This is a genomic window from Gluconacetobacter johannae (assembly GCF_014174305.1).
GTDB classification, from domain to species: Bacteria; Pseudomonadota; Alphaproteobacteria; order Acetobacterales; family Acetobacteraceae; genus Gluconacetobacter; species Gluconacetobacter johannae.
Map to the genome: position 1 here is coordinate 15811 of NZ_JABEQH010000006.1, position 16344 is coordinate 32154.

The window sequence follows — 16344 nt, forward strand, 5'->3', positions numbered from 1 at the left end:
GATGACGCTGTCCCTGCCATCCCACCCGCCGTCCCCGTCATCCGCGCGCAGCCTTCGCCGTCATGTCCGGACCGCCCGCCGCCTCTCCCGTCGCCTCTCCCTGGGCCTCGGCGCCGCGCTGGCGCCCCTGGCGCTGGCCGGCTGCATGGTCGGGCCGTCCTATCATCGCCCCGATGCCATCGCCTCGCCCCACTTCAAGGAACTGACCCCGGCGCCGGGATGGGAGCGCGCCCGTCCCGCCCTGGCGGAACTGCCGAAGGAGGCATGGTGGACGATCTATGACGATCCGATCCTCGACAGGCTGGAATCCCAGGTCGCGATCTCGAACCAGAACGTCCGGATGTACGAGGCCAACTACCGCCAGGCCCGCGCCCTGATCAACAGCGTGCGCGCGCAGTTGTTCCCGACCATCAGCGGCAGCATCGGCTTCAACCGCGCCGGGCATGGCGGCTCGTCCGTGTCCTCCAGCGGCAACAGCTTTGCCAACGCCGGCACGGTCTACAATTCCTACAACATCGGTCCGCAGGCCAGCTGGGATCTCGACCTGTGGGGCCGCATCCGCCGCAATATCCAAAGCCAGGTGACCCAGGCGCAGGCCAGCGCCGCCGACCTGGCCAACGCCACCCTGTCCTACCAGACCCAGCTTGCCGTCGCCTATTTCAACCTGCGCTACCAGGATTCGCTGCAGGACCTGCTGCGCCGCTACGTGCAGTTCAACACCCAGGCCCTGCAGATCGCCCAGAACCAGTTCGACGCCGGCACGGCCGACCCGACGGCGGTGATGCAGGCCCGGACCCAGCTGGAACAGAACCGGGCCTCGCTGATCCAGGCCGGCATCGCGCGCGCGCAGTACGAACATGCGATCGCGGTCCTGATGGGCCGTCCGCCCGCCGACCTGACCATCACCCCCGGCGCGCTGACGCGCACCATCCCCGCCATTCCGGTGGGCGTGCCGGCCGACCTGCTGCAACGCCGGCCGGACATCGCCGCCGCCGAACGCGCGATGGAGCAGTACAACGCGCAGATCGGCGCCGCCATCGCGGCGTTCTTCCCCGACGTCACGATAAACGCCAGCTATTCCCAAAGCGGCGGCGACCCCGTGACGTCGTTGATGAGCGTCGCCAACCGGGTGTGGTCACTCGGCGCATCGGCAACCGAAACCCTGTTCAGCGGCGGGTCGCGCACCGCCGCCGTCCATTCGGCCGACGCCCAGTACGACAGCGCCGTCGCCAGCTATCGCCAGACGGTCCTCACCGCCCTGCAAGGCACCGAGGACCAGCTGTCCAACCTGCGTATCCTGGCCCAACAGGCCGCGCAGCAGCAGATCGCGCTGGACTACGCCAACCAGGCCGTCCAGGTCTCGATGAACCAGTATCTGGCGGGAACGCAGATCTACACCACCGTCATCACCAACGAGACGACGGCCCTCGGCAACGCCGAGAGCGCGCTGAGCATCCAGCAGCAGCGCATGGTCGACAGCGTCTATCTGGTCCAGGCGCTGGGCGGCGGCTGGAACGCCGCGCGCCTGCCCTCCAAAGGCTCGTTGCAGACCGACAATCCCCTCCTGCCGTCCTTCATCCAGAAGGACAAGAACCAGTAGGCTGGCCTCCCTGCGCGGACCCGCGTCGTACATGAAAAAAGGCCCCGGGGCAGGATTACCCCGGGGCCTTTTTCGTTCAGGCCGTTCCGGTCCCGGTCACAATATCGTCCGCGCCGTCAGCAAGGCGATCAGCAGGAAAACCACGAAGGCCAGGATGAAAATGAAAAACAGGATCTTCGCGATACCGGCCGAAGCCGCCGAGATCCCGGTGAATCCGAACAATCCGGCGATGATCGAGATCACCAGAAAAAACAATGCCAGCTTCAGCATGATCGATACTCCATCCGCGCCAACCGACTATAAAACGTCCTCGCGCGCCGTCGGGTTCCCCTCATGTTCCGACGGTCCGGGTTGCGCTCGCCTCAGCGCCGGGACCAGAGCAACGCCGCCAGGAACCCGATGACGGACGCCACCGCCAGCGCCAGCAGGGGCTGATCCACCGTCAGGTCGCGCACCGTGTCGCCGACCTCGGCGCAACAACGGCGCGACTTGGCGCAGACGATTCGCGCCTTGCCCTTCAGTTGCAGCTCCGGGTCGCCGAACAGGCCACCCAGCCCGTCCTGCACGCGCCCGATTCCGTCCTCGAGCTTCGCCTCGAAATTTTCGCTCTCCACCATTGATGCCTCCCTTGTTCGCACGGGCCACCGGACAGGCCGGAAGATCCAGTGCGGGTTCGATAGGGATAATCATGATGATGCGCCGGCGATTGTCCACCTTCGGCGACGCGCGTCTCGCCAGAGCGGGAGGTGCCTTTCAGATCTCCGAGGCGCGCCAGTATCCGGCCCCGGCCGGGTCCGGCTCGCCCGCGATCAGCGCGCGCAGGCGTTCGGCCAGGATCTGCATTGCCGGCGCGCCGCGGTCGCGCGGCCTCGGCCCGACCGCCAGATCCCCCCGGACCGAAGCCGGATGACCCGCCAGCACGATGATCCGATCCGCCAGGATCATGGCCTCGTCGATATCATGGGTCACGAACAGGACCGTCTTGCGCGTCTGCGCCCAGATCCGCAGCAGTTCCTCCTGCAGGCCGGCGCGGGTGATCGCATCCAGCGCGCCGAACGGCTCGTCCATCAGCAGCAGGGCGGGCTCCACGGTCAGGGCGCGGGCGACGCCGACACGCTGCCGCTGGCCGCCCGACAACTGCCGTGGCCAGCGGCCCGCCTGCTCGGCCAGCCCCACCAGCCGCAGGGCGTCCAGCGCACGGGCATGACGCGCGGCGCGCCCCAGGCCCAGCCCTTCCAGCCCCAGTTCCACATTCCGCTGCACCGTCCGCCACGGCATCAGCTTGGCATCCTGGAAGACCAGTCCCGCCGGCCGTCCCTGCGCCGTCGCCGCCGGCGCAAGCGTCACCTCCCCCTCGGTCGGGGCGATCAACTTCATCGCGATCCGCAGCAGGGTGGACTTGCCCGCGCCCGACGGTCCCAGCACCGCCACGAACTCGCCCCGCCGGATTTCCAGATCAACGCCGCGCAGGATAAAGCTGCGTGCCCCGTCATGCGACAGGCCGACATTACGCAGCCGCACCATCACGTCAGATGCGACCCCTTCCCCATTCGACACTCTGTCCTACCCCTGCCAGCCCAGAATCCGGTTCCGCACGAGCATGAACGCCATATCGGTCAGTGCATAGAGCAGCGCCATCGTCAGCATGTAGATCACCACCAGGTCGGTGGCCAGCAGGCTTGAGGCCTGCATCATCCGCGCCCCGATTCCCGGCACGCCGAACAGTTCGGCCGCCACAACCGACATCCAGGCCTGGCCCAGACCGGTCCGCAGCCCGGCCATCAGCCCCGGCATGGCCGCCGGCAGAACGACCTTGAACAGCCGCCCCCCGAAACCGCCATGCCCGAACGCCGCCGCGACCTCGAACAGGTCCCGGTCGATGGATTGCACCGCGCCGTGGGCCGCATAGAAATTGATCCAGAACACCGAAATCGCGATGACGAACGTGGCCCCGGCGGTATCCAGGCCGAACCACAGGATCGCGAACGGCACCCAGGCCAAGCCCGGAATCGGCCGCAACACCCGAACCACCCCGGACAGCAGCGCATCGAGCACAGGCACGGCCCCGCACAGCAACCCGGCCAGCCCCCCCAGAACCGAGCCGATCGCCAGCCCCAGCAGGTAGTGCGTCATGCTGTCGCGAATCGCACCCTGCCAGAAGCCGCCTCGCACCTCATCCAGCCAGGCGGGGACCAGGTCGCTGGGGGCCGGCAGCAGACCGGACGGCACCAGCCCGATCCGGACCGATGCCTCCCAGAGCCCGAACATCGCAACCAGCCCCACCGCGCCCAGCAGCGGGCGACGCCACGACCGGCGGCCGGTGCCTCTCCTCATGGATGCGCGCGGCGATAGCTGTCGAGGTCGAACAGGCCCTCCACAGGCTCCGCCTTACGCAAGGTGCCGCTGGCGACCTCGAACGCCTGCAGGCGACGCACCGACTCCACGATCGTCGACGGGTCGGACACGAAATGGCTGCCGGAGGATTTCAGCGCCTGCAGGATCACCGCCCGGTCCAGCATCCCGCCACCCAGCGCGTCCTGCACGAAAGAAGCCGCATCCTCGGGATGGGACGCCAGCAGGTTGGTCGCCCGGATGAACAGGCCGATCAGCGTTTCCTTCCAGGCCACGCGGTCGGGATCATCGCCATGATAGATCGCCAGGACCGATCCCGGCTGATCCGGCATTATGTCGTGGCCGTTGGCCAGCACACGGGATTCGGGCAGGCGGTTCCGCACCACCGACAAGGCAGGTTCGCGCAGCACGGCGGCATCGACGGCGCCGGCCAGGAAGGCCTGCTGCGCCGCGTCGATGTCAATCCCGACGATATCCGCCACCTGGGCCGGCTCCAGACCGTTGCGCTGCTTCAGCCAGTAGCGCAACAGGGTGTCGGGAACCGAGCCGACCGGCTGCGCGGCAATCTTGGGCTTCCGCCCCGTGGCCTGCGAGAAAGCATCGAAACGCTGCTTCAACGCATCGCCCGCCGGGCCGGCCGCCTCCCCGTTCCCCAGCCCGGTGGCAAGCTGCCCACGGGCCACGACCTCCAGTTCCTCGATCGCGCCGGCAGCCACGACCTTCACATCCGCGCCATGGGCACGGGCCAGCAGCAGCGGCAGCACGCCGGCGACATAGGCATCGATCTTGCCCGACGCCAGGGCCTGGATCGCCTGCGGGCCGGACTGGAAGCGCACCAGACGCAGGTCGAGGCCGGCATCGCGCGCCCATCCCTCGCCATTCAGGACAAACAGCGCCGACGATCCCAGCACGGGAATATAGCCGACCCTGATGACCGTCGCCGCCGATGCGGGGCCGATAGCCGCCAGCAGCCCGACCAGCAGATACAGCCCAAAGCGGAGAAACCTGGATTTCATCATCCGAGCACCACAATCGTTTATTTGCGATTTTGAGTAGTGATATTATGCGCCGCAAAAGTCAACCGACCCCGGTGGATGGCACAATTGTCGCTCCCCCCCCCGGCGCGAAGACAATAAAAAACCCGGCGCCAGGGCCGGGTTCTTCATCATTCCCTGCGGGCAGGGAAATGTCAGGCCGCGAGGCTGTCTTCGCTCTCGACGTTCTGCTTCGGGCCGCTGTCCTGGCCCTTGGCCGCGACATCGCGATCGACCAGTTCGATCACCGCCATGTCGGCCGCATCGCCATGGCGGATGCCCGCCTTGAGGACGCGGATATAGCCGCCGGTGCGGGTCTTGTACCGCTCCGCAACGGTCGAGAACAGCTTGGAGACGATCACATCGTCACGGAGCTGCGCGTAAGCCTGACGGCGGGCATGCAGGTCGCCCCGCTTGCCGAGCGAGATCAGCTTCTCCACCACCGGGCGAAGTTCCTTCGCCTTGGGCAGGGTCGTCGTGATCTGCTCGTGCTTAATCAGGGCCACCGCCATGTTGCGAAACATGGCGAGGCGATGGGACGAGGTAACGCCGAGCTTCCGGCCGGCAACACCGTGACGCATGATGAGGTCTTCCTGTCTTTCCGGTTCAGAACGGCTCGTCGAGCCTCTTGGCCAGGTCTTCGATATTTTCCGGCGGCCAGGCCGGCACATTCATACCAAGGGACAGCCCCATCGAGGTGAGGACTTCCTTGATCTCGTTCAGCGACTTCCGGCCGAAGTTCGGAGTGCGGAGCATCTCCTGCTCCGTCTTCTGCACCAGGTCGCCGATATAGACGATATTGTCGTTCTTCAGGCAGTTCGCGCTGCGGACCGACAGTTCAAGTTCGTCGACCTTACGCAGCAGGTTCCGGTTGAACGGCAGATCGTCCTGCGGCTCTTCGGTGCGGACCGGACGCGGCTCGTCGAAATTGATGAACAGCTGCAGCTGGTCCTGCAGGATCCGCGCCGCCAGGGCAACCGAATCCTCGGGCGTCACCGCACCGTTGGTCTCGACCGTCAGCAGCAGCCGGTCATAGTCGGTCACCTGCCCGACGCGGGTCGGTTCGACCTTGTAGGACACGCGACGCACCGGAGAGTAGATGGCGTCGATGGGAATCAGGCCGATCGGCGCGTCCTCGGGGCGGTTCGCCGCCGCCGGGACATAGCCCTTGCCCAGATTCACCGTGAATTCCATCCCGAACTTCACGCCCTCGTCCAGGGTGCAGATCACGAGGTCGGGGTTCATCACCTCGATATCGTGACCGGTCTGGATCTGCCCGGCGCGCACTTCGCCCGGCCCGGTGGCCGTCAGGACCATGCGCTTCGGCCCCTCGCCATGCATACGCAGGGCAAGCTGCTTGATGTTCAGCACGATATCCGTGACGTCCTCGCGCACACCCGCGACGGACGAGAATTCATGCAGAACGCCGTCGATCTGGATGGCCGTCACCGCCGCGCCCTGCAGCGACGACAGCAGGACCCGCCGGATCGCGTTGCCGAGCGTCATGCCGAAACCGCGCTCCAGCGGCTCCGCCACCACGGTGGCCGTGCGCGACGGCTCTCCGCCCGGCTCGACTTCCAGCTTCTCCGGCTTGATCAGGGATTGCCAGTTTTTCTGGAGGACCAAGGTGATGGCCTTTCAAAACTGATCTGCACAAAGGCAGATGGCGCCCGGAAAATCAGGCGCCGGATGACAATCAACCCCGCCCGCGAACTCGCGGGCGGAAAACGAAATCAGACCCGGAGATCAGACGCGGCGACGCTTGCGCGGGCGGCAGCCGTTGTGCGGCACCGGCGTCATGTCGCGAATCGACGTGATCGAGAAGCCGACGGCCTGCAGGGCGCGCAGCGCGCTCTCGCGCCCCGACCCCGGACCCGACACTTCGATCTCCAGCGTCTCCATCCCGTGCTCGCGCGCCTTGCGGCCCGCGTCCTCGGCGGCGACCTGGGCCGCATACGGGGTCGACTTGCGCGATCCCTTGAAGCCCTGCGCGCCAGCGGAAGACCACGCGATCGCATTGCCCTGCGCGTCCGAGATCGTGATCATCGTGTTGTTGAAGGTGGACAGCACATGCGCCACCCCCGAGATAATGTTCTTCCGCTCTTTCTTGCGAATACGCGGAGCAGCAGCCTTCGCCATAGTCTTCCTGGTCCTGTCTGTTCAAAGACGCGGCCCACACCCGGCGCCGGAAGGGCGCCCGATACGGGCCGCGAATGCGGCGAAAGCCGCTTAGCGGGTAGCCTTCTTCTTGCCGGCGATCGCAACCGCCTTGCCCTTGCGGGTGCGGGCATTGGTGTGCGTGCGCTGGCCACGAACCGGCAGGCCACGACGATGGCGCAGGCCGCGGTAGCAGCCCAGGTCCATCAGACGCTTGATGTTCATCGCGACTTCGCGACGCAGGTCGCCTTCGACCCGGTATTCGCTGTCGATCAGCTCGCGGATCTTCAGGATCTCGTCATCGGACATCTCGTTGACCCGACGCTCGGCCGGGATGTCGAGGCGGCGGCAGATTTCCTCCGCCTTCGTCTCGCCGATGCCATAGATATAACGCAGGCCAATCGTCACCCGCTTGTTGGTAGGGATGTTCACGCCGGCAATACGCGCCACGCCACTTACTCCTCGTCCACCCGCCGCCTGCGGGCCCTAAAGATCGTCGCCGGGGCCTTTCCACGCCACCGGCCGTTTGCCGGAGCGTCGTGAACGTGCCGGCACCGCCGGTCAACCCCATCATCAATCGGATTCGTTTTCTCGGGCACCCCCACACCACCTGTCGTGGGTGCCGATACCTTGAGGGCGCGCAATATACCCGCGCGCCCTTCAGAGTCAATGAATAACGATCACTTCTTCGTGATGCCATCCATGATCTCGAACACCTTGGCCGTGACCGTGTCGATGTCGGCCATGCCGTCGATACGATACAGGCGCCCCTCGGCCTCGTAATAGGGCAGGATCGGCGCCGTCTGCCGCCGATAGGCCGTCAGACGGGCCGCCACGGTGTCGCGCCGGTCGTCTTCCCGCCGGACGAAATGATGTCCGCCACAGACGTCGCAGGTATTTTCGACCTTCGGCTTCTTGAACAGGTCATTGTAGCCCGCCCCGCAATCCGCGCAGGTGTACCGGCCGGCAACCCGGTCGGCCAGGGCCTCCTCATCGACCTCGAGAAACAGCACGACGTCGATTCGCGCGCCCCGCGCGCGCAGCATCGAGTCGAGCGCCTCCGCCTGGGCTTCGGTCCTGGGGAATCCGTCCAGGATGAATCCGTTGGCGCAATCGGGCCGTTCGATGCGGGACTCGAGCATGGCAATAATCACGTCGTCGGGGACCAGCTGCCCCGCATCCATGATCGCCCTCGCCTGCGCCCCGATCGCGGTTCCGGCCGCGACCTCCGCCCGGAGCATGTCCCCGGTCGAGATCTGGGCGATGCCGTAGCGGGTCTCCAGCCGCTTCGACTGGGTCCCCTTTCCCGCGCCGGGCGGGCCGAGGAAAATCACATTCATCGCGTCTTGCCCTTCCCCCGCGCCTTACGCATCAGGCCCTGGTACTGATGGGCCACCAGATGCGACTGGATCTGCGTCACCGTATCAATGGTCACCGACACGATGATGATAAGGCTGGTCCCGCCGAAATAGAACGGCACGTTATAATGACTGATGAGGACCTGCGGCAGCAGGCAGACCGCCACCAGGTAGGCCGCGCCGATGCTGGTCAGCCGGGTCAGGATCCGGTCGAAATAGGCCGCTGTATTGGCGCCGGGGCGAATGCCGGGAATGAACCCGTTCTGCTTACGCAGATTATCCGCCGTTTCCTGCGGATTGAATGTCACCGCCGCATAGAAATAGGAAAAGAAGACGATCATCGCCGCATAGAACAGCATGTACAACGGCTGCCCCTGGCCCAGTTCCTGCCCCAGGAACGACAGCCAGCCCGGCATCGAACTGCCGTTCATGAAGCCCGAGATCGTCACCGGGATCAGCAGCACCGACGATGCGAAGATCGGCGGGATCACGCCTGCGGTGTTCACCTTCAACGGCATATGGGTCGAGTCGCCACCGAACATCCGCTGGCCGACCTGGCGCTTGGGATATTGGATCACCACCCGGCGCTGCGCCTGCTCCATGAACACGATGAACGCGATCGTCAGTGCCGCCAGGACCAGGAACACCAGCACGAAGAACGGCGACAGCGCGCCCGTGTACCCAAGCTGGAACAGGCTGGCCAGCGCATGCGGCAGGTTGGCGACGATACCCGCGAAGATAATCAGCGAAATGCCGTTACCCACCCCGCGCGAGGTGATCTGCTCGCCCAGCCACATCAGGAACATGGTCCCGCCCAGCAACGTCACCACGCACGACACGATGAAGAACAGGCCGGGCGAAATCACCGCGGCGCCCGCCTCGCTGTGCATGTTCTCCAGCCCCACCGCGATGCCATAGGCCTGGAACAGCGCGATTACGACCGTCAGGTAGCGGGTGTATTCGTTCAGCTTGCGCCGGCCCGCCTCGCCTTCCTTCTTGAGGTTCTCCAGCGAGGGAATGGCCGCCGACATCAGCTGCACGATGATCGAGCCGCTGATATAGGGCATGATGTTCAGCGCAAAGACCGTCATGCGTCCCAGCGCGCCGCCGGTGAACATGTCGAACATGCCGAGGATGCCGCCCTGGTGACGGGCCAGAAGCTGGCCCATGACCGTTGCGTCGACACCCGGAACCGGGATGTAGGTTCCCAGGCGATAGACGATCAACGCCCCCAGGGTGAACCAGATTCGCTTCTTCAGTTCGGTTGCGTTGGCAAATGAGCTGAAGTTCAGATTGGCAGCCAGCTGCTCGGCCGCGGAGGCCATGCGCCCGTCCTTTCACAACAACAGCGTCGCCGCACGAGACGGGACGCTGCCATGACAAACCAGACAAGAGTGTAAGGGGTCGATCCCCTGCGGTGCAAGAGACAACGCCCCGGGCGGGGTGGCGCGCCAGGCGGCGACATCCACCCCTGCGCGCGTCACGCGGAGGCAGGCGCCTCGGCGGCGGACGCCGTGGTCCGGACGGTCCCGCCCGCCTTTTCGACCGCGGCGATAGCCGTCGCGGAGGCGCCGGCGACCTCGATGGTCACTGCGCGGGCCAGTTCGCCCTTCGCCAGCAGGCGAACGCCGGCGAACTTGCCGCTGCCGACCAGGCCGGCCTTACGCAGCACGTCCTCGGTCACCACCACGCTGCCGTCGATCTTGCCGGCCTCGATCGCACGATCCAGCGCGCCCAGGTTCACCGGGGCGTAGACCTTGCGGAAGATGTTCTTGAAGCCGCGCTTCGGAAGACGGCGATACAGCGGCAGCTGACCACCCTCGAAGCCGTTCAGGGACACGCCTTCACGCGCCTTCTGACCCTTCACGCCCTTGCCCGACGTCTTGCCCTTGCCGGACCCGATGCCGCGACCCAGACGCTTCTTGCGATAGCGGGAGCCCGCGTTATCGCGCAGTTCGTTCAGGTTCATATCAACCCTCCACCTTCACGAGGTGGGCCACCTTGGTGATCATGCCGCGAACCGAAGGGGTGTCCTCCAGTTCCCGGGTGCGGCCGATCTTGTTCAGGCCCAGCCCGACCAGCGTCGCCTGCTGGCCGGGCTTGCGCCCGTTGCCCGAGGCCACCTGGGTGACCTTGATCGTTGCCTTGTTCTCAGACATCGGCGACAGCCTCCGTCGCACCTGCGTCGCGGCGACCCAGGATGTCCGAAACCTTCTTGCCACGGCGGTTGGCCACCGAACGCGGGCTGGCGCAACGCTCCAGCGCGGCGAACGTCGCCTTGACCATGTTGTGCGGGTTCCGGGTCCCCAGGGACTTCGCGACAACGTCGTTGATGCCCAGGCTCTCGAACACGGCGCGCATCGGACCACCGGCGATGATGCCCGTGCCGGCGTCGGCCGAGCGCAGCACCACCTTGCCGGCGCCGAAATGACCCGCCACGTCGTGATGGAGGGTACGGCCCTCCTTCATCGGGACGCGGATCATCGCGCGCTTGGCGCGGTCGGTCGCCTTGCGGATCGCCTCGGGGACCTCACGGGCCTTGCCGGCGCCGAAGCCGACACGACCCTTCTGGTCCCCCACCACGACCAGCGCGGCAAAGGCGAAGCGACGGCCGCCCTTTACGACCTTCGCAACACGATTGATCGTGACCAGCTTGTCGACGAGATCGTCGCCATCGCGCTCACGATCGCGGCCGCCCCGGCCGCCTTCCCTCGGTTCACGTGCCATTGCGTGACCCCTTCCTCAGAAGGCGAGACCGCCCTCGCGGGCAGCCTCCGCCAGGGCCTTGATACGCCCATGATACAGATACGAACCGCGGTCGAAGACGACCAGCGATACACCCGCCGCCACCGCACGTTCGGCGACCAGCTTGCCGACAGCGGCAGCCGCGTCCGAGTCCGCGCCGTTCTTCAGCTGCTCGCGCAGCGTCTTGTCGAGGCTCGAAGCGGCGGCAAGGGTACGCCCGGCGACATCGTCGATCACCTGGGCATAGATGTTCTTGCCTGACCGGAACACCGACAGGCGCGGACGCCCGCCGCCCTTGCGGCGAAGCTGGAAACGCAGACGCTGGCGCCGACGCTCCCGCAGATCCTGCTGCGTGCTCATTACTTCTTCTTGCCTTCCTTGCGACGGATGGTCTCCGTGTCGTAACGGACACCCTTGCCCTTGTAGGGCTCGGGCTTGCGGAAGCTGCGGATGTCCAGGGCAACCTGGCCGACCCGCTGCTTGTCCACGCCCTCGACCACGATGGCGGTCGGGCGCGGCGTCGTGATCTTGATGCCCTGCGGGATCGCATAGACGATGTCATGCGAATAGCCGAGGTTCATGACCAGGTTGCTGCCCTGGACCGCCGCGCGGTAACCGGTGCCGGTCACCTCGAGGGTCTTCGAGAAGCCCACGGACACGCCCTGGACCATGCTGGCCACCAGCGCCCGCGTCGTGCCCCACATCATCCGCGCCTGGGCGGCGGTGCCGACCGGACGGACCGAAACCTTGCTGTCGGCGATTTCGGCTTCGATGTGGCTGGACAGCGGCAGCTTCAGCTCGCCCAGCTTGCCCTTGGCCACGAAGACGCCATCGACGATGGAGACCTGCACGCCCGACGGAATCTCGACGGGATATTTGCCTACACGTGACATGTATCCCTCCTCAGAATACGCGGCAGAGGACCTCGCCGCCAACATTGGCAGCGCGGGCTTCCGCATCCGAGAGAACGCCGCGCGGCGTCGAGAGGATCGACACACCGAGGCCGGCATAGACCCGGGGCAGTTCCTTGATCTTCGAGTACACCCGACGACCCGGCTTCGACACCCGGTGGATCTCCTTGATGACGGGCTCGCCATCGAGGTACTTCAGCTCGATCCGCAGCTGGGCCACGCCCTTGCGCAGGTCTTCCTGCGCGAAGCCGCGAATATATCCCTCGCGCCGCAGGGCTTCGAGCACATTGGCGCGCAGCTTTGACGCCGGCGCCACGCAGGCCGCATGACGCGCGCGCTGCGCGTTGCGGATCCGGGTGAGCATATCACCCAAAGGATCAGAAAGTGACATCGTTCCCTGCCCTTACCAGCTCGACTTGACCATGCCCGGGATCTGACCGCTGGAGGCCAGGTCGCGCAGAGCCACGCGGCAGAGTTCGAACTTCCTGTAGTTGGCGCGGGCGCGCCCGGTCAGCTTGCACCGCAGGCGCACGCGCACGCGCGAACCGTTGCGGGGAAGCTCTGCGAGTTTCAGGGATGCCTCGAACCGATCCTCGACCGGAAGCGTCCGGTCCATGATGATGTTCTTGAGCGCAATCCGCTTAGCCTTGTCCCGTCCTGCCATGCGCGCACGCTTGGCATTCCGGTTAACGGCGGAGATCTTGGCCATGCCTTGTTCTACCCTCCGGAACCTGTCGGGCCATCCCGACGGTTTTCCAAACAACGTGTCTAATAGGTCTTCTGACCTGTTGGCGGAAGCCCCAAACGCCGCAATTAAGCGGCGAAGGGCAGATCAAACGCCTTCAGAAGAGCCTTCGCTTCCGCATCGGTCTTCGCGCTGGTCACGAAGATGATGTCCATCCCACGGATATCGTCGACCTTGTCGTACTCGATTTCCGGGAAGATGATCTGTTCCTTCAGACCCATGGCGAAGTTGCCACGGCCGTCGAAACCCTTGTTCGCCGGCAGGCCGCGGAAATCGCGGACGCGCGGCAGCGCAATGGTCACAAGACGGTCCAGGAACTCGTACATCCGCGTACGGCGCAGGGTGACCTTACAGCCGATCGGCAGGCCTTCGCGAATCTTGAAGCCGGCGATGGCCTTCTTCGCGACGGTCTTCACCGGCTTCTGGCCGGCGATCAGCGTCATTTCGGCGACGGCGGTGTCCAGCTTCTTCTGGTCGCCCGCGGCCTCACCCACGCCCATGTTGATGACGATCTTCTCGAGATGCGGAACCTGCATCACGTTCTTGTAGCCGAACTCCTCGCGCAGCTTCGCGCGCAACTCGTCCTGATACAGCTTCTGCAGACGCGCCACCTGGCGGGTCTCTTGCACTTCAGACATCCCCGCCTCCTCAGCCTTCGATGACTTCGCCGGTCGCCTTGGCGACACGGACCTTGCGGCCGTCTTCCAGAACCCGGAAGCCGACGCGCGTCGGCTTGCCGCTCTTGGGATCGACCAGCTTCAGGTTCGACAGGTGAACCGGCATCTCCTTCTCGATGATGCCGCCCTGCTCGCCCGCGCGGTTCGGGCGCGTGTGGCGCTTCGCCACCGCCACGCCACGAACAACCGCCTTGCCGTCATCGGGGCGGACCGACAGGACCTCGCCCTGGGTCCCCTTCGAGGACCCGGTGATCACGACGACCTGGTCGCCTTTCTTGATACGCGCGGCCATCACAGCACCTCCGGTGCCAGCGAAATGATCTTCATGAACTTGCGCGCACGCAGTTCACGCACAACCGGCCCGAAGATGCGGGTGCCGATCGGCTCCTGCTGCTTGTTGATCAGGACGGCCGCGTTACGGTCGAAGCGGATGGCGCTGCCATCGGCGCGACGCACCGGGTAGGACGTGCGAACGATCACCGCCTGGTGAACGTCGCCCTTCTTGACCTTGCCGCGGGGGATCGCTTCCTTGACGGACACGACGATCACGTCGCCGACCGAGGCGGTCTTCCGCTTGGAACCGCCCAGCACCTTGATGCACTGCACCTGACGCGCGCCCGAATTATCGGCGACGTCCAGGTTGGTCTCGGGATGGATCATAGCCTATGCCCTTCTTACGCCTGCGCGCCGGACGCGGTGTCGGCGGCGCCCAGCTGGGCACCGTTCCGGACAACCACGGTCCAGGTCTTGCGCTTGGAGATCGGCTTGCATTCTTCAATGCGTACCATGTCCCCAATCTTGCACTCGTTCAGCTCATCATGCGCCGCGTACTTCTTGGAGCGACGAATGAACTTCTTATACAGCGGATGAATGACCCGACGATCGACAAGGACGGTGACCGTCTTGTCCATCTTGTCGCTGGTCACCCGTCCGGTCAGGACGCGCCTCGGCATCGCCCGTCTCCCTTCAGGACTTCGCGGCCGACGCATTGGCGCCGGCAGCATTCTTCTTCAGCGCCTCGGACGCGATCGTCTTCACGCGGGCAATCTCACGACGCACCGTGCGAACACGAGCCTGCCCCTCATTCTGGCCAGTCGCGCGCTGGAACCGCAGGTTGAACTGCTCGCGCTTCAGGTCGATGAGAAGCGTCTCCAGTTCCTCGGCGGTCTTGGCACGCAGATCGGCCGGCTTGGTTGCCTTTGCCATCTCACGCCTCTCCGATACGGGTCACGAATTTGGTCTTGATCGGCAGCTTCGCAGCACCAAGGGCCAGCGCTTCACGCGCCAGCTCCGGCGGAACACCTTCGATCTCGAACAGGATACGACCCGGTTTCACACGGGCCACCCAGTATTCCGGCGACCCCTTGCCGGAGCCCATACGCACTTCCGCGGGCTTTGTCGAGACGGGAAGATCGGGAAAGATCCGAATCCACACGCGACCGGCACGCTTCATCGCGCGGGTGATGGCCCGGCGGGAAGCTTCGATCTGCCGGGCGGTCACCCGCTCCGGCTCCAGGGCCTTCAGGCCGAACGCACCGAAATTCAGCGTCGTCCCGCCTTTCGCCAGCCCATGAATGCGGCCCTTGTGGGCCTTGCGGTACTTGGTCCGCTTTGGGGAAAGCATTGTTCTAAATCCTCACGCGCCGCCTGGCGCCCTTCTCGGTCCTAAGTCCCGCAGCTTAGCGCTGCGGGGCCTGCTCGGCGGCGCGACGATCCTGCGCCATCGGATCCTGGGCAAGGATCTCGCCCTTGAAGATCCACACCTTCACACCGCAGGTGCCATAGGTGGTCTTCGCCGTGGCCACGCCGTAATCGATGTCCGCGCGCAGCGTGTGCAGCGGAACCCGACCCTCGCGGTACCATTCGACGCGCGCGATCTCGGCGCCGCCCAGACGGCCGCCGCAATTGATCCGGATGCCCTGGGCGCCCAGACGCATGGCGGACTGCACGGCGCGCTTCATCGCACGGCGGAACGCCACGCGGCGCTCCAGCTGCTGGGCGATGTTCTCGGCGACCAGCGTCGCGTCGATTTCCGGCTTGCGAATCTCGACGATGTTCAGCGCGACATCGGTCTTGGCCATGCGGGCCAGGTCCTTGCGTAGCACGTCGATGTCCTGGCCCTTCTTGCCGATCACGACGCCCGGACGGGCGGCGTAGATCGTCACGCGGGGCTTCTTGGCCGGACGCTCGATGACCACGCGGGACACGCCCGCGCCGGACAGCTTGCGACGCAGGTGCGAACGCAGCTTCAGGTCGTCATGCAGCAGGCGCGAATAATCGGCGCCCGCGTACCAACGGCTGTCCCAGGTGCGGTTGATGCCGAGCCGCAGCCCGATCGGATTGACTTTGTGCCCCATGGTCAGGCCGCCTTCTGCTCGGTTGTCTCAGCCTCTGCCGCGCGCTCGGCCACGACGATCTTCAGATGACTGAAGAACTTCTCGATGCGCGCCGAACGGCCACGGCCACGCGCATGGAAACGGCGCATGACGATCGACTTGCCGACCTCGGCCCGGACCACCACCAGCTGGTCGACGTCCAGCTGATGGTTGTTCTCGGCATTGGCGATCGCGCTTTCCAGCGTCTTCTTGACGTCGTGGGCAATCCGACGCTTCGAGAACGTCAGGATCGCCACGGCCTGCGACGCGGGCTTGTTGCGGATCAGGCCGGCGACCAGGTTCAGCTTGCGCGGGCTGACGCGGATGTTGCGCGTCAGGGCCTGCGCCTCGGTCTCCGCCAGCGTGCGGGGATGCTTAGGCTTGCTCATG

27 protein-coding genes are annotated in these 16344 nt (G+C 65.6%); 1 reads left to right on the forward strand and 26 read right to left on the reverse strand.

All coding sequences use genetic code 11. The features are described 5' to 3' along the window. The first annotated feature begins 1 nt into the window (after position 1). Positions 2–1600 (forward strand): efflux transporter outer membrane subunit, encoded by a 1599-nt coding sequence (locus tag HLH21_RS05270; protein ID WP_182942049.1) that lies wholly within the window; start codon positions 2–4, stop codon positions 1598–1600. 96 nt (positions 1601–1696) lie between these two features. On the opposite strand, the gene HLH21_RS05275 is transcribed toward HLH21_RS05270, so the two are convergent. The 26 genes from HLH21_RS05275 to rplV all read right to left on the reverse strand — a co-directional run bounded on the left by HLH21_RS05275 (position 1697) and on the right by rplV (position 16343). Then, a complete protein-coding gene (locus HLH21_RS05275) occupies positions 1697–1870 on the reverse strand; it encodes a DUF1328 domain-containing protein (RefSeq protein ID WP_182942051.1) in 174 nt (57 codons plus the stop codon). A 92-nt stretch (positions 1871–1962) separates the two neighbouring features. Then, positions 1963–2217, reverse strand: a complete 255-nt coding sequence (locus HLH21_RS05280) for a CsbD family protein (RefSeq protein ID WP_182942053.1) — start codon at positions 2215–2217, stop codon at positions 1963–1965. Between the two features lie 136 nt (positions 2218–2353). Next, a complete protein-coding gene (locus HLH21_RS05285) occupies positions 2354–3124 on the reverse strand; it encodes an ABC transporter ATP-binding protein (protein WP_182942335.1) in 771 nt (256 codons plus the stop codon). A gap of 39 nt (positions 3125–3163) precedes the next feature. After that, a complete protein-coding gene (locus tag HLH21_RS05290) occupies positions 3164–3934 on the reverse strand; it encodes an ABC transporter permease (protein ID WP_182942055.1) in 771 nt (256 codons plus the stop codon). Continuing rightward, positions 3931–4971: an ABC transporter substrate-binding protein gene (locus HLH21_RS05295; RefSeq protein WP_182942057.1), complete on the reverse strand. Its 1041-nt coding sequence runs from the start codon at positions 4969–4971 to the stop codon at positions 3931–3933. Before HLH21_RS05295 ends, HLH21_RS05290 begins: the two co-directional genes overlap by 4 nt. 170 nt (positions 4972–5141) lie before the next feature. Continuing rightward, a complete protein-coding gene (gene rplQ / locus HLH21_RS05300; protein WP_182942059.1) occupies positions 5142–5567 on the reverse strand; it encodes a 50S ribosomal protein L17 in 426 nt (141 codons plus the stop codon). A gap of 25 nt (positions 5568–5592) precedes the next feature. Further along, a complete protein-coding gene (locus tag HLH21_RS05305; protein ID WP_182942061.1) occupies positions 5593–6612 on the reverse strand; it encodes a DNA-directed RNA polymerase subunit alpha in 1020 nt (339 codons plus the stop codon). A gap of 120 nt (positions 6613–6732) precedes the next feature. Beyond that, positions 6733–7125, reverse strand: coding sequence for a 30S ribosomal protein S11 (gene rpsK / locus HLH21_RS05310; protein ID WP_012227919.1), 393 nt, complete (start codon positions 7123–7125; stop codon positions 6733–6735). Positions 7126–7215: 90 nt separating this feature from the next. After that, entirely contained in the window at positions 7216–7593 is a 378-nt protein-coding gene (gene rpsM / locus HLH21_RS05315) for a 30S ribosomal protein S13 (protein ID WP_182942063.1), read from the reverse strand. Between the two features lie 230 nt (positions 7594–7823). Next, positions 7824–8483, reverse strand: coding sequence for an adenylate kinase (locus HLH21_RS05320; protein ID WP_182942065.1), 660 nt, complete (start codon positions 8481–8483; stop codon positions 7824–7826). Continuing rightward, positions 8480–9826, reverse strand: a complete 1347-nt coding sequence (gene secY, locus HLH21_RS05325) for a preprotein translocase subunit SecY (RefSeq protein WP_182942067.1) — start codon at positions 9824–9826, stop codon at positions 8480–8482. The genes HLH21_RS05320 and secY overlap by 4 nt, the downstream gene beginning before the upstream one ends. Positions 9827–9981: 155 nt before the next feature. Continuing rightward, positions 9982–10470 carry a 50S ribosomal protein L15 gene (gene rplO / locus HLH21_RS05330; RefSeq protein ID WP_182942069.1) on the reverse strand — a complete coding sequence of 163 codons (489 nt, stop codon included), beginning with the start codon at positions 10468–10470 and terminating at the stop codon, positions 9982–9984. A 1-nt stretch (position 10471) separates the two neighbouring features. Further along, positions 10472–10660 (reverse strand): 50S ribosomal protein L30, encoded by a 189-nt coding sequence (gene rpmD / locus HLH21_RS05335; RefSeq protein ID WP_182942071.1) that lies wholly within the window; start codon positions 10658–10660, stop codon positions 10472–10474. After that, positions 10653–11228 (reverse strand): 30S ribosomal protein S5, encoded by a 576-nt coding sequence (gene rpsE, locus HLH21_RS05340; RefSeq protein ID WP_182942073.1) that lies wholly within the window; start codon positions 11226–11228, stop codon positions 10653–10655. Before rpsE ends, rpmD begins: the two co-directional genes overlap by 8 nt. A 15-nt stretch (positions 11229–11243) precedes the next feature. Then, complete coding sequence (rplR, locus tag HLH21_RS05345; RefSeq protein WP_182942075.1) at positions 11244–11606, reverse strand: 50S ribosomal protein L18; 363 nt, start codon at positions 11604–11606, stop codon at positions 11244–11246. Further along, complete coding sequence (gene rplF / locus HLH21_RS05350) at positions 11606–12139, reverse strand: 50S ribosomal protein L6 (RefSeq protein ID WP_182942077.1); 534 nt, start codon at positions 12137–12139, stop codon at positions 11606–11608. The genes rplR and rplF overlap by 1 nt, the downstream gene beginning before the upstream one ends. Positions 12140–12149: 10 nt before the next feature. Next, positions 12150–12548, reverse strand: coding sequence for a 30S ribosomal protein S8 (gene rpsH / locus HLH21_RS05355; RefSeq protein ID WP_182942079.1), 399 nt, complete (start codon positions 12546–12548; stop codon positions 12150–12152). Positions 12549–12560: 12 nt separating this feature from the next. After that, complete coding sequence (gene rpsN / locus HLH21_RS05360; RefSeq protein ID WP_182942081.1) at positions 12561–12866, reverse strand: 30S ribosomal protein S14; 306 nt, start codon at positions 12864–12866, stop codon at positions 12561–12563. A gap of 104 nt (positions 12867–12970) precedes the next feature. Next, positions 12971–13540 carry a 50S ribosomal protein L5 gene (gene rplE / locus HLH21_RS05365; RefSeq protein ID WP_182942083.1) on the reverse strand — a complete coding sequence of 190 codons (570 nt, stop codon included), beginning with the start codon at positions 13538–13540 and terminating at the stop codon, positions 12971–12973. Positions 13541–13550: 10 nt separating this feature from the next. Next, positions 13551–13871 (reverse strand): 50S ribosomal protein L24, encoded by a 321-nt coding sequence (gene rplX / locus HLH21_RS05370; RefSeq protein ID WP_182942085.1) that lies wholly within the window; start codon positions 13869–13871, stop codon positions 13551–13553. Beyond that, positions 13871–14239, reverse strand: coding sequence for a 50S ribosomal protein L14 (gene rplN / locus HLH21_RS05375; protein WP_007399629.1), 369 nt, complete (start codon positions 14237–14239; stop codon positions 13871–13873). The genes rplX and rplN overlap by 1 nt, the downstream gene beginning before the upstream one ends. A 14-nt stretch (positions 14240–14253) precedes the next feature. Next, the gene (rpsQ, locus tag HLH21_RS05380) at positions 14254–14532 is read right to left on the reverse strand and encodes a 30S ribosomal protein S17 (RefSeq protein ID WP_182942087.1); all 279 of its coding nucleotides are present in this window, start codon (positions 14530–14532) and stop codon (positions 14254–14256) included. A gap of 13 nt (positions 14533–14545) precedes the next feature. Further along, positions 14546–14785 (reverse strand): 50S ribosomal protein L29, encoded by a 240-nt coding sequence (rpmC, locus tag HLH21_RS05385; RefSeq protein WP_182942089.1) that lies wholly within the window; start codon positions 14783–14785, stop codon positions 14546–14548. A gap of 1 nt (position 14786) precedes the next feature. Further along, complete coding sequence (rplP, locus tag HLH21_RS05390) at positions 14787–15203, reverse strand: 50S ribosomal protein L16 (protein ID WP_182942091.1); 417 nt, start codon at positions 15201–15203, stop codon at positions 14787–14789. A gap of 55 nt (positions 15204–15258) precedes the next feature. Next, positions 15259–15936, reverse strand: a complete 678-nt coding sequence (rpsC, locus tag HLH21_RS05395) for a 30S ribosomal protein S3 (RefSeq protein WP_182942093.1) — start codon at positions 15934–15936, stop codon at positions 15259–15261. A gap of 2 nt (positions 15937–15938) precedes the next feature. Next, a complete protein-coding gene (gene rplV / locus HLH21_RS05400; RefSeq protein ID WP_182942095.1) occupies positions 15939–16343 on the reverse strand; it encodes a 50S ribosomal protein L22 in 405 nt (134 codons plus the stop codon). Between the last annotated feature and the right edge of the window lies 1 nt (position 16344).

Excerpts from the sequence above, each read along its gene's own strand:
- secY (WP_182942067.1), bottom strand. The coding sequence starts at position 9,826 with ATGGCCTCCGCGGCCGAGCAGCTGGCTGCCAATCTGAACTTCAGCTCA.
- rpmD (WP_182942071.1), bottom strand. The coding sequence starts at position 10,660 with ATGTCTGAGAACAAGGCAACGATCAAGGTCACCCAGGTGGCCTCGGGC.
- rplP (WP_182942091.1), bottom strand. The coding sequence starts at position 15,203 with ATGCTTTCCCCAAAGCGGACCAAGTACCGCAAGGCCCACAAGGGCCGC.
- HLH21_RS05270 (WP_182942049.1), top strand. The coding sequence starts at position 2 with ATGACGCTGTCCCTGCCATCCCACCCGCCGTCCCCGTCATCCGCGCGC.
- rplN (WP_007399629.1), bottom strand. The coding sequence starts at position 14,239 with ATGATCCATCCCGAGACCAACCTGGACGTCGCCGATAATTCGGGCGCG.
- rpsC (WP_182942093.1), bottom strand. The coding sequence starts at position 15,936 with ATGGGGCACAAAGTCAATCCGATCGGGCTGCGGCTCGGCATCAACCGC.
- rplQ (WP_182942059.1), bottom strand. The coding sequence starts at position 5,567 with ATGCGTCACGGTGTTGCCGGCCGGAAGCTCGGCGTTACCTCGTCCCAT.
- rpsE (WP_182942073.1), bottom strand. The coding sequence starts at position 11,228 with ATGGCACGTGAACCGAGGGAAGGCGGCCGGGGCGGCCGCGATCGTGAG.
- HLH21_RS05275 (WP_182942051.1), bottom strand. The coding sequence starts at position 1,870 with ATGCTGAAGCTGGCATTGTTTTTTCTGGTGATCTCGATCATCGCCGGA.
- rpsK (WP_012227919.1), bottom strand. The coding sequence starts at position 7,125 with ATGGCGAAGGCTGCTGCTCCGCGTATTCGCAAGAAAGAGCGGAAGAAC.
- rplO (WP_182942069.1), bottom strand. The coding sequence starts at position 10,470 with ATGAACCTGAACGAACTGCGCGATAACGCGGGCTCCCGCTATCGCAAG.
- rpsH (WP_182942079.1), bottom strand. The coding sequence starts at position 12,548 with ATGTCACTTTCTGATCCTTTGGGTGATATGCTCACCCGGATCCGCAAC.
- rplX (WP_182942085.1), bottom strand. The coding sequence starts at position 13,871 with ATGGCCGCGCGTATCAAGAAAGGCGACCAGGTCGTCGTGATCACCGGG.
- rpmC (WP_182942089.1), bottom strand. The coding sequence starts at position 14,785 with ATGGCAAAGGCAACCAAGCCGGCCGATCTGCGTGCCAAGACCGCCGAG.
- HLH21_RS05320 (WP_182942065.1), bottom strand. The coding sequence starts at position 8,483 with ATGAATGTGATTTTCCTCGGCCCGCCCGGCGCGGGAAAGGGGACCCAG.
- HLH21_RS05295 (WP_182942057.1), bottom strand. The coding sequence starts at position 4,971 with ATGATGAAATCCAGGTTTCTCCGCTTTGGGCTGTATCTGCTGGTCGGG.
- rpsN (WP_182942081.1), bottom strand. The coding sequence starts at position 12,866 with ATGGCCAAGATCTCCGCCGTTAACCGGAATGCCAAGCGTGCGCGCATG.
- rplF (WP_182942077.1), bottom strand. The coding sequence starts at position 12,139 with ATGTCACGTGTAGGCAAATATCCCGTCGAGATTCCGTCGGGCGTGCAG.
- rplR (WP_182942075.1), bottom strand. The coding sequence starts at position 11,606 with ATGAGCACGCAGCAGGATCTGCGGGAGCGTCGGCGCCAGCGTCTGCGT.
- rpsQ (WP_182942087.1), bottom strand. The coding sequence starts at position 14,532 with ATGCCGAGGCGCGTCCTGACCGGACGGGTGACCAGCGACAAGATGGAC.
- rplE (WP_182942083.1), bottom strand. The coding sequence starts at position 13,540 with ATGTCTGAAGTGCAAGAGACCCGCCAGGTGGCGCGTCTGCAGAAGCTG.
- rplV (WP_182942095.1), bottom strand. The coding sequence starts at position 16,343 with ATGAGCAAGCCTAAGCATCCCCGCACGCTGGCGGAGACCGAGGCGCAG.
- HLH21_RS05280 (WP_182942053.1), bottom strand. The coding sequence starts at position 2,217 with ATGGTGGAGAGCGAAAATTTCGAGGCGAAGCTCGAGGACGGAATCGGG.
- HLH21_RS05285 (WP_182942335.1), bottom strand. The coding sequence starts at position 3,124 with ATGGTGCGGCTGCGTAATGTCGGCCTGTCGCATGACGGGGCACGCAGC.
- HLH21_RS05290 (WP_182942055.1), bottom strand. The coding sequence starts at position 3,934 with ATGAGGAGAGGCACCGGCCGCCGGTCGTGGCGTCGCCCGCTGCTGGGC.